Here is a 16,797-nt window from a genome sequence, read left to right as displayed (position 1 = left end):
CCACCTTCCCCGCCCCGCGGACGGGCTCCTAGCGCGCCCCCGCCGTCAGCAGATCCGCCGCCCGCTCCAGCTCCAGCATCCGCCGCAGCGGCCCGTCGAGCGCGGCGAGCTCGTCGTACGTGCCGTGCTGCGCGACCCGTCCCGCGTCGAGGACGAGCACCTCGTCCACCGCTTCGAGTCCGGCGAGCCGGTGCGTGATGAGCAGCGTCGTACGGCCCTCGGTCGCGGCGATCAGGTCGGCGGTGAGGGCGTCGGCGGTCGGCAGGTCCAGGTGTTCGGCGGGCTCGTCGAGGATCAGCACGGGGAAGTCCGCGAGCAGCGCGCGGGCCAGCGCGAGACGCTGACGCTGGCCTCCGGAGAGGCGCGCCCCGTGCTCGCCGACGAGCGTGTCGATGCCGTCGGGCAGCGAGTCGGCCCAGTCGTCGAGGCGCGCGCGGACCAGGGCGTCGCGGAGCTCCGCGTCGGTGGCGTCGCGCTTGGCGAGGAGCAGGTTCTCGCGCACCGAGCTGTCGAAGATGTGCGCGTCCTGCGCGCACAGTCCGACGAGCCGGCGCACGGTGTCGCCGTCCAGCGCGGCCGCGTCCGTGCCGCCGAGCGTGTACGTCCCCTCGTACGACCCGAGGAACCGCAGCAGCACCTGCGCGAGCGTCGTCTTGCCGGACCCGGAAGGGCCGACCACGGCGATCCGCCGGCCCCGCTCCAGCGTCAGGTCCACCCCCGCGAGCGCGGGCGCTTCGGCGTCCTGACCCTCGTAGCGGGCGCGCAGCCCCTCGACCCGCAGCGGGAAGGGCGTCGAGGGCGCCTGTGCGGGATCGGCGGGCTCGGGGACGGGCACGGGGGCGTCGAGGACCTCATAGACGCGCTCAGCGCTCTTCCTGACCCGCTGGCGGTACTGCGCGGCGAGCGGCAGACCCGCCACCGCCTCGAAGGCCGCGAGCGGCGTGAGGACGACGACGGCCAGCGTGATGCCGCCGAGCCGTCCGTCGTGCACGCCCTGCACGCCGACGAGCGCGGCGGCGGCGACCGTGAGGCCGGTGACGAGGGCGCCGAGCCCGTCGCCGACGGCCGTCGCGGTGGCGCCCCTGGAGGCGATCCGGGTCAGCACGGCGTCGGACTCCCGCGCGTTGTCCGTACGCCGCTTCAGCGCACCGGCGACGGTCAGCTCCGCGGTCCCGGTGAGCAGGTCGGCCACGCGGGTGGCGAGCACCCCGCGCGCGGGTGCCAGGCGCCGCTCGGCGCGCCGGGCCACGGCGGCGCTCAGCAGCGGTACGCCGACGCCCGCGAGGAGCAGGCCGACGGCGAGCACGGCGCCCGCCTCGGGCAGCAGCCAGGCGGTGAAGCCGACGGCGCCCGCGCTCACGACGGCCGCGGCGGACGCGGGCAGCAGCCAGCGCAGCCAGTAGTCCTGCAAGGCGTCGACGTCCGCCACCAGGCGGGAGAGGAGGTCACCGCGCCGGGTGCCCCGCATGCCCGCGGGGGCGAGCCGCTCCAGGCGCCGGTAGACGGCGACGCGGGTGTCGGCGAGCATCCGCAGCACGGCGTCGTGCGACACCAGGCGCTCGGCGTACCGGAAGACGGCACGCCCGATGCCGAAGGCGCGGGTCGCGGTCACGGCGATCATCAGGTACATCACGGGCGGCTGTTCGGACGCCCGGGAGATCAGCCAGCCGGACGTGGCCATGAGCCCCACGGCGCTGCCGAGCGCGAGGGCCCCGAGCAGCAGGGCGAGCGCCAGCTGACCGCGCCGGGCGCGAGCGGCGTGCCGCACCCGGGCGAATACGCGGCCTCCGGGGGCAACAGTCTCCGTCTCAACGGGCTGAACAGCTGGGCCGTCACCGTTGTGGGCAATCGTGCCGCTGGGCGGCACGGGTGGGCACAACCCCCGTCGCCGAGCGTCGTCTACGGGAGCATCAAGCCGCACAACCCGCCCGGCGACAGCCAACAGCGCGGGCCGGTGCACGACCAGGAGCACGGTCCGCCCGACAGCCAGCCGCCGGACGGCGTCGACCACTTCCGCCTCGGTCCCACCGTCCAGCGCGGCGGTCGGCTCGTCGAGCAGCACCACGGGCCGGTCGGCGAGGAACGCCCGTGCCAGGGCGAGCCGTTGCCGCTGTCCGGCCGAGAGCCCGGCGCCGTCCTCACCGAGCACGGTGTCGACCCCGGCGGCCAGCGCGTCCACGAAGGTCAGTGCCCCGGCCGAGCGCAGCGCCTCCCGCAGTTGCGCCTCGCTCGCGTCGGGCCGCGCCAGCCGGACGTTCTCCGCGATGGTCCCGGCGAAGAGGTGCGGCCGCTGCGGCACCCAGGCGATCCGCTCGCGCCACCGCTCCGGCGCGACGTCGGCCAGGTCGACGTCGCCGACGCGGACCCGCCCGGCGTCCGGTCGTACGAAGCCCAACAACACGTTCAGGAGCGTCGACTTGCCCACCCCGCTGGGCCCCACGAGCGCGACCGTCTCGCCGTGTGCCACCTCGAAGGAGACGTCGGATACGGCGTCCGCCGACCGGCCCGGATAGCGCACGGTCACGCCCTCGAAGGCGAGGGCACCGGTGGGCGCGGGGCCCGTGCCGGCGGCCGGGGCCGGGGTCTCCAGGACCTCGAAGATCTCCTCGGCGGCCGAGAGTCCCTCCGCCGCCGCGTGGTACTGCGCGCCGACCTGGCGCAGCGGCAGATACGCCTCGGGCGCGAGGACGAGGACCACGAGCCCGTCGTAGAGGTCCATCTCGCCGTGGACGAGCCGCATGCCGATGGTGACCGCGACGAGTGCGACCGAGATCGTGGCGAGCAGTTCCAGGGCGAAGGACGACAGGAAGGCGATGCGCAGGGTCCGCATCGTCGCCTGCCGGTATTCGCCGGTGATCTTGCGGATGGACTCGGCCTGCGCCTTGGCGCGGCCGAACACCTTGAGGGTCGGCAGGCCCGCCACCACGTCGAGGAAGTGCCCCGACAGGCGCGAGAGGAGCCGCCACTGACGGTCCATCCGGTTCTGCGTGGCCCAGCCGATCAGGATCATGAAGACCGGGATGAGCGGCAGCGTCACGACGATGATCGCCGCCGACACCCAGTCCTCGGTGACGATGCGGGCGAGCACCGCCACCGGCACCACCACCGCGAGGCCCAGCTGCGGCAGATAGCGCGAGAAGTAGTCGTCGAGCGCGTCCACTCCCCGCGTCGCGAGCGAGATCAGCGACCCCGTCCGTTGCCCGGTCAGCCACCCGGGACCGAGCTCCCCCGCCCGCTCCAACAGCCGTCCCCGCAGCTCCGACTTGACCGCCGCGCTCGCCCGGTGCGCGGCGAGCTCGGTCAGCCAGGAGACGATCCCCCGTCCCACGGCGACCACGGCGAGCAGCACCAGGGGCGTGCTCAAGTCACCTGCGGAGAGGTCCTTCTGGAACGCGCCCACCACGATCTCGGCGATGAGCATCGCCTGCCCGATGACCAGGCCCGCTCCGACGAGCCCCAGAACCACCACCGCGACCAGGAAGAAGCGGGTGGCGCGGGCATACCGAAGCAGGCGCGGGTCGATCGGTTTCACGTGAAACACACCCTCCGAAGGACGGGGGACAGGCAGGAAGAAAGGGACTCAGTGCGCGGCGTCGGCGATGTGCTGGGTGCCGATCCGCTTGCGGAACACCCAGTACGTCCACGACTGGTAGAGCAGCACCACGGGGGTCGCGATACCGGCGCACCAGGTCATGATCTTCAGGGTGTACGGACTGGACGAGGCGTTGGTGACCGTGAGGCTCCACTCCTCGTTCAGGGACGAGGGCATGACGTTCGGGAAGAGCGTCAGGAAGAGCATCGCGACGGCCGCCGCGATGGTGATCCCCGACAGCGCGAACGACCAGCCCTCGCGCCCGATCTTGATCGCCACGATGGCGCCGACCAGTGCGACGACCGCCACGATCATCGCGATCAGGCTCTTGCCGTCACCCTTGTCCGCCTGGGTCCAGATCAGGAACCCGAGCGCGAGGACGGCCGTGAGGAGCCCGAGCCCGAGCGCCATCTTCCGCGCCCGCACCCGGATGTCGCCCACCGTCTTGAGCGAGGCGAACACCGCTCCGTGGAAGGTGAACAGCGTCAGGGTGACCAGGCCGCCGAGGATCGCGTACGGGTTGAGCAGGTCCCAGAAGTTGCCCACGTACTCCTTGTGGGCATCGATCTTCACGCCGCGCACGATGTTGCCGAAGGCCACACCCCACAGCAGCGCCGGGATCAGCGAGGTCCAGAAGATCGCGTGTTCCCAGTTGGTCTGCCAGCGCTCCTCGGGCCGCTTGGCCCGGTACTCGAAGGCGACGCCGCGCACGATCAGACAGAGCAGGATGATCAGCAGCGGCAGATAGAACCCGGAGAAGAGCGTCGCGTACCACTCGGGGAAGGCGGCGAAGGTCGCGCCGCCCGCGGTGAGCAGCCACACCTCGTTGCCGTCCCAGACGGGACCGATGGTGTTGATGAGCACCCGCTTCTCGACCCGGTTCCGGGCGAGCAGCTTGGTGAGTACGCCGATCCCGAAGTCGAAGCCCTCCAGGAAGAAGTAGCCGATCCACAGGACGGCGATCAGTACGAACCAGACGTCGTGAAGTTCCATGTCCTCGTCGCTCCTTCCTTCAGTACGAGAAGGCCATGGGCCGGTCGGCGTCGTCGTCGGAGCCGGAGCCGGAGCCCTTGCCCGAGCCCGGTCCGCCGATCTTGGTGGGCGGGTTGAGGTCTGCCTCGGTCAGCTCGGGCGGACCCTTCTTGATGTACTTGAGCAGCAGCTTCACCTCGATCACGGCGAGGATCGCGTAGATGAGCGTGAAGGCGATCAGCGAGGTGAGCACCTCGCCCTGCGAGACCCCGGGCGAGACCGCGTCCCTGGTGCGAAGTACCCCGTAGACCACCCAGGGCTGCCGCCCCGTCTCGGTGAAGATCCAGCCCCAGGCCGTACCGATGAGGGGGAAGATCAGCGTCCACTGGGAGAGCCGCCACCACCAGTTGCCGAGCTTCGGCGCCAGCTCCTTGTTCTTGGTGAGCATCAGCTTGGGCACGTCGTCGGCGCCGGTGCGGTGCTCGGGAGCGAGCCAGAACTTCTTGCGCGTCAGCCACAGACCCGCGGTGCACAGGGCCATCGAGACGCCGCCGAAGCCGATCATCCAGCGGTACGACCAGTAGGCGGTGGGGATGTTGGGCCGGTAGTCGCCGGGCCCGAACTTGTCCTGCGCCTCCTTGTTCAGGTCGTTGATCCCGGGGATCTCGGCGCTGAAGTTGTTCTTGGCGAGGAAGGACAGTATCCCGGGGATCTCGATGGCGACGTCGTTGTGGCCCTTGGAGACGTCGCCGTACGCGAAGAGCGAGAAAGGCGCCGGCTTCTCGGTCTCCCACAGCGCCTCGGCGGCCGACATCTTCATCGGCTGCTGCTCGTACATCACCTTGCCGAGGGTGTCGGCGCTGACGACGGTGAGCAGGGTGCCGACGAACGCGGTGACCAGGCCGAGCCGCATCGACATCCGCATGGTGCGGATGTGCTGCTTCTTGCGCAGGTGGAAGATCGCGATGCCGGTCATGAAGGCGCCGCCGACCAGGACGGCCGCCGAGATGACGTGGGCGAAGTTGACGATCGTCGTCTCTTGGAAGAGCACCTTCGAGAAGTCGGTGAGCTCCGCGCGCTTGGTGCCGTCCCGCTCCACGATCTTGTAGCCGACCGGGTGCTGCATGAAGGCGTTGGCGGCGATGATGAAGTACGCCGACAGGACGGTGCCGATGGAGACGATCCAGATCGTCGCGCAGTGCAGCTTCTTCGGCAGCTTGTCCCAGCCGAAGATCCACAGGCCGATGAAGGTCGACTCGAAGAAGAAGGCGATCAGCGCCTCGAAGGCGAGCGGCGCCCCGAAGATGTCGCCGACGAAGCGCGAGTAGTCGGACCAGTTCATGCCGAACTGGAACTCTTGGACGATGCCGGTGACGACACCCATCGCGATGTTGATCAGGAACAGCTTGCCCCAGAACTTGGTGGCTCTGAGGTAGTGCTCCTTGCCGGTCCGCACCCACGCCGTCTCAAGGATCGCCGTGAGGGCGGCGAGCGAGATCGTCAGAGGAACGAACAGGAAGTGGTAGACGGTCGTGATGCCGAACTGCCATCGCGCCAGGGTCTCCGGCGCTAGAGCCAGGTCCACTGCGTCTTCTCCTTACTCGCCGTGGTCATAGCGGCAGTTTGCCCCTTTTATCCCACTGATCTCCGGAGGAACCGGGACACGCTTGTGAACGCGTTCACATTCACAAGCATTATGTCGTACTGACTGTCGGCCCCCGAGAGGGGGGTCCCCCTTACCGGCGGGAACGCGCCATCCCTGTGGCCGGAACGCGGAAAGGTCCCGGAGGGACTCCTCCGGGACCTTTCCGCAAGCCATCGGCACGCCGCCGCCGGCGACCCCGCCGACGGCATGCCCACCGAGGTCAGAGCTCCTTGCGGAACGCCTCCGCCGCCTGGAGGAAGATGTCGTTGGCCTCGGTCTCCCCGATCGTGGCCCGCATCCCCTCGCCCGCGAACGGCCGCACGACCACACCGGCCTTCTCGCACGCCGCCGCGAAGTCCGTCGTACGGTCCCCGAGCCGCAGCCACACGAAGTTCGCCTGCGTCTCGGGCACCGTCCAGCCCTGTCCGCGCAGCGTCTCGACCACCCGGGTGCGCTCGGCGACCAACGAGCCGACCCGGCCCATCAGTTCGTCCTCGGCGCGCAGCGAGGCCACCGCGGCGTCCTGGGCCAGCTGGCTCACGCCGAAGGGCACCGCCGTCTTGCGCAGCGCGGCGGCCACCGGCTCGTGGGCCACCGCGAAGCCGACGCGCAGGCCCGCGAGGCCGTACGCCTTGGAGAAGGTGCGCAGCACGCAGACGTTGGGACGGTCGCGGTAGATCTCGATGCCGTCCGGCACCTCGGCGTCGCGGATGAACTCGCGGTAGGCCTCGTCGAGCACCACCAGGACGTCGCTCGGCACCCGGTCGAGGAACCGCTCCAGCTCGGCCCTGCGGACCACCGTGCCGGTCGGGTTGTTCGGGTTGCAGACGAAGATCAGGCGGGTCCGGTCCGTGATGGCGTCGGCCATCGCGTCCAGGTCGTGCACCTCGTCGTCCGTGAGCGGCACGCGCACCGACGTCGCGCCGCTGACCTGCGTGATGATCGGGTACGCCTCGAACGAGCGCCACGCGTAGATGACCTCGTCCCCGGGGCCCGACGTGGCCTGGAGCAGCTGCTGCGCGACACCGACCGAGCCGGTGCCCGTGGCGATGTGCGAGACGGGCACCCCGAAGCGGTCGGCCAGCTCGGCCATCAGGCCCGTGCACGCCATGTCGGGGTAGCGGTTGAAGGACCCGGCCGCGGCGAGCGCGCTCTCCATGACGCCGGGGAGCGGCGGATAGGGGTTCTCGTTGGAGGACAGTTTGTACGCCACCGGTCCTTCGGCCGCCGCGGGCTTGCCGGGCTTGTAGGTGGGCACACCCTCCAGCTCGGCGCGCAGCCTCGGGCTCGTCTCGCTCACCGCAGTCCTCCTCGTACCAGTACCGGCTCAGTTCGAATACTGCTCACCTTATGAGGATTCCGCCCCGCTGCGAATGGCCTCCCGAGATCCGGCTGCGGCGGGGCCGGAGATCCGTCCGCAGCAGGGCCCGAGATCCATCCGCGACGGGGCCGGAGATCCGTCCGTGGCGGAGCGGAAGATCCACCCACGCCCGCCCGCGCCCGGCCCGCGCGATCCGTGCGCGACGGCGCGCGCGGAGGGGGAGCGCCCCGCTTCCGTCCACGCGCCGGTGGCTCACTCCGTGGCGCGCATCCCTCGTGAAGGTGAGTTGAGACCTCTTCGAGACCTCGCGCATTTGGCAGGCCCGCGCGCGACGATCAGGGGCAGCTGTCCATCGATCGCGTCAACTCCCTTACAATCCAAGGAAATTGACCCCTGTAGACCATGCAGAAACGTGCCTGTCAACGAGTGAATATGCGCCCGCCCTACCCACCCCCATGAGCCCTACTATCGGCTCGCCATGACAGCAGCAGGGAAGCACCAGGTGAGCCGAGCGGAGACCGCCCGCCGGGGCAACCGGCAGAGTCGAGCGGGCATCAGAGACGTGGCCGCCGCCGCCGGTGTCTCCATCACGACTGTCTCCGACGCCCTCAACGGCAAGGGTCGGCTGCCCGACGCCACCCGACGCCACGTCCGCGAGGTCGCAGAACGGCTGGGCTATCGCCCGTCCGCGGCGGCCCGCACGCTCCGTACCGGCAAGTCGGGCCTCATCGGCCTGACCGTGACGACGTACGGGGATGAACCTTTCACCTTCACCGAGTTCGCGTACTTCGCGGAGATGGCCAGAGCCGCCACGTCCGCCGCGCTCGCCCGCGGCTACGCGCTGGTGATCCTGCCGGCGACCTCGCGCCGCAGCCCGGTCGACGTGTGGTCGAACGTCGCGCTCGACGGCACCGTCGTCGTCGATCCCTCCGACCACGACCCGGTCGTCAGCGAGCTGGTCAGACAGGGCCTGCCGGTGGTCTCGGACGGGCGCCCCGCGGGGTCCCTGCCCGTCACCGCCTGGGTCGACAACGACCACGAGGCCGCGGTCCTGGAGATCCTCGACCACCTCGCGGCCGCCGGAGCACGCCGCATCGGCCTGCTCACCGGCACCACCACGGACACCTACACCCATCTGTCCACGACCGCCTATCTGCGCTGGTGCGAACGCGTCGGCCAGGATCCCGTCTACGAGTCCTACCCCGCCCACGACCCCTGCGCGGGCGCCGTCGCCGCCGACCGGCTGCTCGCCAGACCCGACAGGCCCGACGCCGTCTACGGCCTCTTCGACCCCAACGGCACCGATCTGCTCGCCGCCGCCCGGCGCTACGGCCTGCGCGTCCCCGACGACCTGCTGCTCGTCTGCTGCAGCGAGTCCACGGTGTACGCGACCACGGAACCGCCCATCACTACGCTCTCCCTCAAGCCGCGGCGCATCGGCACGGCCGTCGTCCAGCTCCTCATCGACGCCATCGAGGGCCTCGACGCGGGGCGTCCGGTCGAGCAGGTGATACCGACCGAACTGATCGTGCGCACCTCGTCCGAGCGACGTCCGCCGCGCACGACCGTCAGCCCGCCCCGCTCTTCCGGCCAGGGCTGACCCCGCGGACGACCGGGCAGAGGTACCCCACCAGTGGGGAAACCTCTGCCCAATTCGGGAGAAAACCGCGGTGAACTGGGGTTCAGCATCGATTGACCACCCCTGGTGCACCACACAGCGGGAGCCGCATTCCTATGATGGGCGGACGACACCGAGGGCCGCTGCGACCAGGCAGTCCGATCTCGGTGCAGATGCGGCGCAATGGTGGTGGAGGGGTCGATGACTCAGGGGGCCGGTCAGGGACCCGATGTGCGGACGGCGACGCTGCGCGACTTCCGCGTACCCGCGTACGTTCATGAGACCACCGGGAACCCTCAGCAGAGCGCCCCCGGAGGGGGTGAACCGTCGCAGGACGGCTACACCCCCACCCAGCGCGATCTGCCGGTCATCAACCGGGGGGACACCGTCCAGGTGCAGGTCATGCCGGAACCGCCGCAGCCGCGGGTGAGCGAGGAACACGGCCCGCTGTACGTCGTCGGCGATGTCCACGGGTACATCGACGAGCTCGTGGCCGCCCTCCAGGAGCAGGGCCTCATCGACGCGGAGGGCAACTGGTCCGCGGGCAACGCACGGCTGTGGTTCCTCGGCGACTTCACCGACCGCGGGCCCGACGGCATCGGCGTCATCGACCTCGTGATGCGGCTCTCCGCGGAGGCCGCGGCCGCCGGCGGCTACTGCAAGGCGCTCATGGGCAACCACGAGCTGCTCCTGCTCGGCGCCAAACGCTTCGGCGACACCCCCGTCAACTCCGGCGCGGGCACCGCCACCTTCCAGGCCGCCTGGCTGCTCAACGGCGGCCAGAAGACCGACATGGAGCGCCTGGAGGACCACCACCTCCAGTGGATGGCCCGCCTTGACGCGATGGAGGAGGCCGACGGCCATCTCCTCGTGCACTCCGACACGACGGCCTACCTGGATTACGGTGACTCGATCGAAGCGGTGAACGACACGATCCGCGAGACCCTCACGCGCAACGACGCCGACGAGTGCTGGGACCTCTTCCGGAAGTTCACCAAGCGCTTCGCCTTCCGCGACGAGTCGGGACCTTCGGCCGTACGCGAACTCCTCGACATGTACGGCGGCACGCGCATCGTGCACGGCCACAGCCCTATCCCCTACCTCCTGGGTGACGTCGGCTCCGAGGACGAGTCGGACGGGGGCGGTCCGGTCATCGAGGGACCGCACGTCTACGCGGAAGGCCTCGCCATCGCCATGGACGGCGGAGTGACCATGGCCGGAAAGCTACTGGTCCAACAACTCCCCCTGGGTATCTGAGCATTAGTTGGGCAGGGGCCCCCTTACAGGATCACGCTGGCCAGGGGGCCTATTTCTGGAAACCCCCTGTCACCGCGTGCCGTCACGGCTCTACCATCGGCTTATCCGTAGCAGGCTCCCCTCCGTTTCTGCCCAACGGCTCGTAGCCATGCGAGCCCTAGCCCTACGGAGCATCGGGGGATGCACATGAACAGCGCTCCACACCTGCTCAATGAGGACCGCCCCGAGTATGAGCGGATCCTCGATGAGGCGCTGCGCACCGCACCTGACCGACCGGAACTCGCCGCAGTGGGCCAGCGGCTCAACACCGAACAACTGCGCACCATGGCCCTGAACGCGACAGCACTGATCACGGCCGCGGCAGCGACCGAGTACGCGCACTACGTGAAGGTTCGCGAGGAGTTGCGCGAACCTCGACCGACGTCCACGTCGATCCGTGAAGGGAGTGGACAGAGCGCCGCGGAGTCGGGCTCCGGCGGCGTCAGCCTCGCCACCACGATGGGTGAGGTGGCCGAACCAGCGGCAGCGGGAGCCGGGGCGATCGCCGTCGTCGCGGTCCTCGCACCCGTCCTCGCGGGGACGGCGGCCGCGATCTTCCTGCTCGTCGGCTACATCCTGAAGATGCTCAACCCCGAGCCCGCCTTCGCGGACACCCTGCTCACCGCGGGATGGCTGTTCGGCGCGCTCACCGCAGGGGGCATCCTGGTCGCCGCGGTCGGTCTGCTCCTGACCGCCCTGCGCAACGGGTCCACCTCGCTCCAGGCGGCAGGACCGCACGGCGAGCGCTACAAGGAGGTGGACCGGGCCAGGGAAGCCTGGGGCCGGGCACTTCTGGAGCGGGGCATCGTGCCGTTCCTGCGGGAGGCCCTGACGGACCCGCGTACGAGCCGCGCGGCCCGCACTCTGACGTCGGGATCCGATGCGGGGAGCAGCCGCATGCCCCAACTCGGCTATCACCGGCCGGGATTCAGCAGCCCGGACGGCGGCCCGACGGCGGGTCCGCGGCCGAGCTACTCGAGCCCCGACTTCTCCAGCCCGGACTTCGGCGGGCCCGATCACAAACCGGAGTAATCAGCACGTCATCGAGGCGCCGCTGCCGGCGAGCGGCGGCGCGAACTCGAGGCGCACGGCAGGGGATCGGGGAAGGAGTACGGCCACGCCGTGGGCCCGGGACCAGCGCTCGGGCACGAGGACGTACTGCCCCCCGGACTGCAGCATGAGCTTGAGCCCGTCGTAGCGGAAGCGATAGGCGGCCTTGGGGTCCCGGCAGCGGGTCTCGCGCACTCCCGGTGCGGTGAGGCTGAGACTGTCCGCGCTGTAGACGATCGCGTACGGATAGGTGGGCAGGCCCGCGACGAACTCGCGCGCCCTGGTCTCACCGACGGCGGCCGCGTAGTCGTTGGCCGCCCAGAAGAGCCCGAGCCCCACGAGCACGAGGACGACGCCCCACTCGGCGAGCGCGGCCGCGGCGGGGCGGGGGCTCGGTGGGGACGCTGCCGGAAGCGCAAGCGGGATCGGCGGTTCCGTGCTGCCGTCTTCGGCCTCGTCTGTGTCCTCCCCGTCGTCCGTGTCGTCATCCGTGGCGTCGTCCGTGTCGTCGACCGGCGGTGGCAGGCCGGGGAGCGTACGCCACAGGTGGAGCGTGTACGCGAGGAGCAGCACGCCGCCCGACAGGCTGAGCGGGGCCGCCACGAGGATGCCGCGGAGGAAGAACCCCGGGGCGAACACGGACCAGAAGCCGCCGAGCGTGAGCAGCGCGCCGACGCCGGTCACGACGGGCAACGCACGCCGCAGCAGCCGGAGTTCCGCACCGGCCGTGAGGCGTCTGCGCAGCAGGTCATGGCCCCAGAAGGCGAGCAGCGCGACGCCCGCCGCGACCAGGAGGGGCACGTAGAGCGCGTCCAGGCTGCGCAGCAGATAGTCGGTCGTGCCGAAGCCGAGGACGGTGGAGTTCACGCCGAAGTAGTCGAAGAACCAATAGGCGTGGTGCCAGCCGAAGTAGTAGAGCAGGGCCGTGATCATGCTGGTGGGGGCGATGATCGTGCCCACGATCGTCCACAACTGCTGGATGCCGAGCGTGCCTTCGGCCGGCTCCTGTGCGGTCATGGAGCGGGAGCGATGGACGGCGGAGAGACGGAGACGGAGTCCGCGGGCGGGGATCCGTCAGGGGGTGAGCCGTCGGGCGGGGAGCCGCCGCCCGGTGTGCCGCCCGCGCAGGGGCCGAGGCCGATGATCGTCAGGACGGAGTCACGGTCGACCTCCGTGCCCGCGGCCGGGGAGATCGCCACGAAGCCGCACTCTTCGACGTCGGCGGTGTCGGCCGGGGGCAGGCTGGTGCTGTACTGCCGTTCGAGCCGGAGACAGACCGTGCCGTCCTTGCAGGCGGTACGGACGTCGTTCTGGATCAGCTGCCAGGTCTGCTTGCCGAAGTCGGTGACGGCGTCGAACGGCCGTCCCCTGTAGTTGATCGAGGGAATGTGCAGCGGCGAGGTCGGCACCTTTCCGCCGCCACCGTCGTCACCGCCGTTGCCCCCGTTGCCCCCGTTGTCTCCTCCGGAGTTGCCCGTGCCACCGGCCGTGGTCGAACCATCGGTGGTCGAACCGCCGGTGGTCGAACCGTCCGTGGCTGAGCCGTCGGTGGATGAGCCTCCCGTGGTCGTGCCGCCGTCGACGACGCCGCCCCCGGAAGCGGCGACCCCGCCTCCGGACGTACTCGATCCACCGCTCCCGTCGTCGCCGTCGCCCCCGCAGGCCGCGGTGGGCAGGCACAGAAGACTCAGGAGCAGGAGAACGGCCGGCCGGGGTGTCCGCAGAGATGTCGCCATATCGCACCACCTATGGCACCTATGCCCTGAACTGTGTGGTCTCAGGAGAATGGCACTCTGCGGACACGCCCGTCTACGGTCCTGCCCACGGGCGGGAGTTCGCTCAGTCGGCGATCGGCAGATAGACCCGGTTGCCCGCCGCGGCGAACTCCTTGGACTTCTGCTCCATGCCCGCCTCGATGTCGTCCGAGTCCAGGTCACCGCCGTGCTGACGCCGGATGTCCTGCGAGATCTTCATCGAGCAGAACTTCGGCCCGCACATCGAGCAGAAGTGCGCCGTCTTCGCGGGCTCGGCCGGCAGCGTCTCGTCGTGGAACTCCCGTGCCGTGACCGGGTCGAGGGCCAGGTTGAACTGGTCCTCCCAGCGGAACTCGAAGCGCGCGTCCGAGAGCGCGTCGTCCCAGTCCTGCGCGCCCGGGTGCCCCTTGGCCAGGTCCGCCGCGTGCGCCGCGATCTTGTACGTGATGACGCCGGTCTTCACGTCGTCGCGGTTGGGCAGGCCGAGGTGCTCCTTGGGCGTGACGTAGCAGAGCATCGCGGTGCCCCACCAGCCGATCATCGCGGCGCCGATGCCGGACGTGATGTGGTCGTACGCGGGTGCGATGTCCGTGGTCAGCGGGCCGAGCGTGTAGAACGGCGCCTCCTCGCAGATCTCCTGCTGAAGGTCGATGTTCTCCTTGATCTTGTGCATCGGGACGTGCCCGGGGCCCTCGATCATCGTCTGTACGTTGTGACGCTTGGCGATCGTGTTGAGTTCCCCGAGCGTGCGCAGCTCGGCGAACTGCGCCTCGTCGTTGGCGTCCGCGATGGAACCGGGGCGCAGGCCGTCACCGAGGGAGTACGTCACGTCGTACGCCGCGAGGATCTCGCACAGCTCCTCGAAGTGCTCGTAGAGGAAGCTCTCCTTGTGGTGCGCCAGACACCAGGCGGCCATGATCGAACCACCGCGCGAGACGATGCCGGTCTTGCGGCGCGCGGTGAGCGGGACGTACGGAAGGCGCACGCCCGCGTGCACCGTCATGTAGTCCACGCCCTGTTCGGCCTGCTCGATGACCGTGTCCTTGTAGATCTCCCAGGTCAGCTCCTCGGCCTTGCCGTCGACCTTCTCCAGGGCCTGGTAGAGCGGGACGGTGCCGATCGGGACGGGGGAGTTGCGCAGGACCCACTCGCGGGTGGTGTGGATGTTGCGGCCCGTGGACAGGTCCATGACCGTGTCGGCGCCCCACTTGGTAGCCCAGGTCATCTTGTCCACCTCCTCCTCGATGGAGGAGGTGACCGCGGAGTTGCCGATGTTGGCGTTCACCTTCACCAGGAACCTCTTGCCGATGATCATCGGCTCGATCTCCGGGTGGTTGACGTTCGCCGGGATCACCGCGCGGCCCGCGGCGACCTCGGCGCGTACCACCTCGGGGTCGAGGTTCTCGCGGATCCCGATGAACTCCATCTCGGGCGTGATCTCGCCGCGCCTTGCGTACGCGAGCTGCGTCACCGCCTGGCCCTGACGGCCGCGTCGCGGCTGGCGCGGACGGCCCGGGAAGACCGCGTCGAGGTTCTTCAGGCCGCCGCGCGGCGAGGTGTGCTTGATGCCGTCGTCCTCGGGACGGGGCGGGCGGCCCGCGTACTCCTCGGTGTCGCCGCGGGCGATGATCCAGTTCTCCCGCAGCGGCGGCAGGCCGCGGCGGACGTCGGTCTCGGCCGACGGGTCCGTGTAGGGACCCGAGGTGTCGTACAGCGTGACGGCCTTGCCGTTGGTGAGGTGCACCTGGCGGACCGGCACCCGCAGATCGGGGCGCGAGCCCTCGACATACGCCTTGTGCCAGCCGATGGACTTCCCGGCCTCAGCGCCCTCGGGCGAGCTGGAGGCAGGCGTGCGTGCGTCCGATGTGGTCATGAGACCTACTCCCTACGCCGGCATTACCCGGTAACAGGTTCGGCGGTCGACGCAGCGGATTCCGTACGGCTCGTGCACGATTCGTTCGTGCCGTTGCGTACGAAGGTCAGCGCCCTCTCAGCCCGGTGCTCCGAGCTCCCGCGATTGCAAAGGTGGCTCCACGCTAGCGTCATGTCGGGCGCGCTGAACAGAGGGCCCCCTCCGTTCTTGCGATGATCGGGCAGTGACCACCACAGAGCCGCCGTCCCAGCCGCCCGTCACCGAACCGCCTCATGGGGGCCACGGACACGGGCATTCCCACAGTCACGGCCCTGCCGCGCCGGTCTCCAAGCACCTGCGCAAGGTCATCGCCGCGGTGCTGATTCCTTTCGCCACCGCGGTGGTCGTGGGGCTCATGGTGCTCTGGCCCGGCGGCGCGCCCGCGCACGAGCGGACCGGCGTCGGCTTCGACCGGCAGATGCAGTCGGCGAAGGTCACCAAGATCCTCGAACTCCCGTGCAAGGACCTCAACGCCTCGCAGACCCCGCCCAACGGCGACACCTCCACCGCCGAGGGCCAGTCCGCGCAGTCCCGCGCCGACGGCGTCTGCAAGAAGGCGACGATCGAGGTGAGCAGCGGCAAGGACGAGGGCCGCACCTTCCACGAGATCATCCAGCCGGACTCACCGCGCCAACTCCACACGGGCCAGCAGGTGGTGGTCGCCTACGAGCCCAAGGCACCCGAGGGGCTCCAGTACTCCGTCACCGATGTGAACCGCAAGATCCCCATGGCGCTGCTCGCCGGGATCTTCGCGCTCGCCGTCGTCGTGGTGGGCCGGCTGCGCGGTCTGATGGCTCTGGTCGCGCTCGCCATCAGCTTCATGGTCCTGACGTTCTTCATCCTGCCCGCCATCCTCCAGGGCTCGAACCCACTGGTCGTCGCGGTGATCGGGGCGAGCGCCATCATGCTGATCGCGCTCTATCTGTGCCACGGACTCACGGCCCGCACCTCGGTCGCCGTCCTCGGCACGCTGATCTCTCTCCTCCTCATCGGACTGCTCGGTTCGCTCTTCATCGGCTGGGCAGCGCTGACCGGCAACACGGACGACAACACCGGGCTCATCCACGGCCTGTACCCGTCCATCGACATGAGCGGTCTGCTGCTCGCGGGCGTCATCATCGGTTCGCTCGGCGTCCTCGACGACGTGACCGTCACCCAGACCTCGGCGGTCTGGGAACTGCACCAGGCCAACCCGACGATGGGCTGGCGCGGCCTCTACCGCGCGGGCATCCGCATCGGCCGCGACCACATCGCCTCGGTCGTCAACACCCTCGTCCTCGCCTACGCGGGCGCTGCGCTGCCCCTGCTGCTCCTCTTCTCGATCGCACAGTCCAGCGTGGGCACAGTCGCCAACAGCGAGCTCGTCGCCGAGGAGATCGTCCGCACCCTGATCGGCTCGATCGGCCTGGTCGCGTCGGTGCCGGTGACGACCGCGCTGGCCGCACTCGTGGTCTCCGCGGACCGCTCGACGGGACCGGCCGGCGCGGTCCCCGGTCCGGCTGCCGGTGCCGGTGCCGGTCCTGCTTCCAGCCCCGCTGCCGGTGCCGCACGGCCGTCCCTGGGCGGGGGCAGGGGGCGGCGCCGGAAGCGGTGAGTTCTGACCGGGGTGTTTCTTGGGGGCGGTGTGGTGTTGAGGG

General features: G+C 70.0%; 11 protein-coding genes and 1 riboswitch. Of the genes, 4 read left to right on the top strand and 7 right to left on the bottom strand.

Annotated elements, in window-relative coordinates; genetic code table 11:
* Positions 1-28 precede the first annotated feature (28 nt).
* From cydD to hisC, 4 genes are all read right to left on the bottom strand, one after another.
* Entirely contained in the window at positions 29-3,532 is a 3,504-nt protein-coding gene (cydD, locus tag ACIO9J_RS27365) for a thiol reductant ABC exporter subunit CydD (protein ID WP_402004889.1), read from the bottom strand.
* A gap of 48 nt (positions 3,533-3,580) precedes the next feature.
* Positions 3,581-4,585: a cytochrome d ubiquinol oxidase subunit II gene (gene cydB / locus ACIO9J_RS27360; protein ID WP_402004886.1), complete on the bottom strand. Its 1,005-nt coding sequence runs from the start codon at positions 4,583-4,585 to the stop codon at positions 3,581-3,583.
* Positions 4,586-4,604: 19 nt separating this feature from the next.
* Positions 4,605-6,149 carry a cytochrome ubiquinol oxidase subunit I gene (locus ACIO9J_RS27355; protein ID WP_402004883.1) on the bottom strand — a complete coding sequence of 515 codons (1,545 nt, stop codon included), beginning with the start codon at positions 6,147-6,149 and terminating at the stop codon, positions 4,605-4,607.
* Positions 6,150-6,429: 280 nt separating this feature from the next.
* The gene (hisC, locus tag ACIO9J_RS27350) at positions 6,430-7,509 is read right to left on the bottom strand and encodes a histidinol-phosphate transaminase (RefSeq protein WP_402004880.1); all 1,080 of its coding nucleotides are present in this window, start codon (positions 7,507-7,509) and stop codon (positions 6,430-6,432) included.
* Between the two features lie 499 nt (positions 7,510-8,008).
* Here hisC and ACIO9J_RS27345 point away from each other — a divergent pair, with 499 nt between their 5' ends.
* The 3 genes from ACIO9J_RS27345 (at position 8,009) to ACIO9J_RS27335 (ending at position 11,476) form a co-directional block, all read left to right on the top strand.
* Positions 8,009-9,130, top strand: coding sequence for a LacI family DNA-binding transcriptional regulator (locus ACIO9J_RS27345; RefSeq protein ID WP_055551272.1), 1,122 nt, complete (start codon positions 8,009-8,011; stop codon positions 9,128-9,130).
* Between the two features lie 219 nt (positions 9,131-9,349).
* Positions 9,350-10,405 carry a metallophosphoesterase gene (locus ACIO9J_RS27340; RefSeq protein WP_402004876.1) on the top strand — a complete coding sequence of 352 codons (1,056 nt, stop codon included), beginning with the start codon at positions 9,350-9,352 and terminating at the stop codon, positions 10,403-10,405.
* Positions 10,406-10,585: 180 nt separating this feature from the next.
* Entirely contained in the window at positions 10,586-11,476 is an 891-nt protein-coding gene (locus ACIO9J_RS27335) for a hypothetical protein (protein ID WP_402004873.1), read from the top strand.
* Here the strand turns inward: ACIO9J_RS27335 and ACIO9J_RS27330 are convergent, their stop codons facing one another.
* From ACIO9J_RS27330 to thiC, 3 genes are all read right to left on the bottom strand, one after another.
* Positions 11,477-12,511, bottom strand: a complete 1,035-nt coding sequence (locus ACIO9J_RS27330; protein ID WP_402004871.1) for a hypothetical protein — start codon at positions 12,509-12,511, stop codon at positions 11,477-11,479.
* Entirely contained in the window at positions 12,508-13,230 is a 723-nt protein-coding gene (locus ACIO9J_RS27325; protein WP_402004868.1) for a hypothetical protein, read from the bottom strand. Before ACIO9J_RS27325 ends, ACIO9J_RS27330 begins: the two co-directional genes overlap by 4 nt.
* 103 nt (positions 13,231-13,333) lie before the next feature.
* Positions 13,334-15,121 carry a phosphomethylpyrimidine synthase ThiC gene (gene thiC, locus ACIO9J_RS27320; RefSeq protein ID WP_402004866.1) on the bottom strand — a complete coding sequence of 596 codons (1,788 nt, stop codon included), beginning with the start codon at positions 15,119-15,121 and terminating at the stop codon, positions 13,334-13,336.
* Positions 15,114-15,273, bottom strand: a riboswitch (TPP riboswitch). (Overlaps the previous gene by 8 nt.)
* Positions 15,274-15,344: 71 nt before the next feature.
* Here thiC and ACIO9J_RS27315 point away from each other — a divergent pair.
* Positions 15,345-16,754 (top strand): YibE/F family protein, encoded by a 1,410-nt coding sequence (locus tag ACIO9J_RS27315; RefSeq protein ID WP_402004863.1) that lies wholly within the window; start codon positions 15,345-15,347, stop codon positions 16,752-16,754.
* Positions 16,755-16,797: the final 43 nt, after the last annotated feature.

Origin of the sequence: Streptomyces sp. NPDC087300 (assembly GCF_044744425.1) — a bacterium.
Taxonomy (GTDB): domain Bacteria; phylum Actinomycetota; class Actinomycetes; order Streptomycetales; family Streptomycetaceae; genus Streptomyces.
Note: the sequence above shows the minus strand (reverse complement) of the source record. Positions and strands in the feature narration are given on the sequence as shown.

What these genes read in the sequence shown, in the direction of transcription:
- ACIO9J_RS27335 (WP_402004873.1), top strand. Translation starts at nt 10,586, where the DNA reads ATGCACATGAACAGCGCTCCACACCTGCTCAATGAGGACCGCCCCGAG.
- ACIO9J_RS27325 (WP_402004868.1), bottom strand. Translation starts at nt 13,230, where the DNA reads ATGGCGACATCTCTGCGGACACCCCGGCCGGCCGTTCTCCTGCTCCTG.
- ACIO9J_RS27330 (WP_402004871.1), bottom strand. Translation starts at nt 12,511, where the DNA reads ATGACCGCACAGGAGCCGGCCGAAGGCACGCTCGGCATCCAGCAGTTG.
- ACIO9J_RS27345 (WP_055551272.1), top strand. Translation starts at nt 8,009, where the DNA reads ATGACAGCAGCAGGGAAGCACCAGGTGAGCCGAGCGGAGACCGCCCGC.
- cydB (WP_402004886.1), bottom strand. Translation starts at nt 4,585, where the DNA reads ATGGAACTTCACGACGTCTGGTTCGTACTGATCGCCGTCCTGTGGATC.
- thiC (WP_402004866.1), bottom strand. Translation starts at nt 15,121, where the DNA reads ATGACCACATCGGACGCACGCACGCCTGCCTCCAGCTCGCCCGAGGGC.
- ACIO9J_RS27340 (WP_402004876.1), top strand. Translation starts at nt 9,350, where the DNA reads ATGACTCAGGGGGCCGGTCAGGGACCCGATGTGCGGACGGCGACGCTG.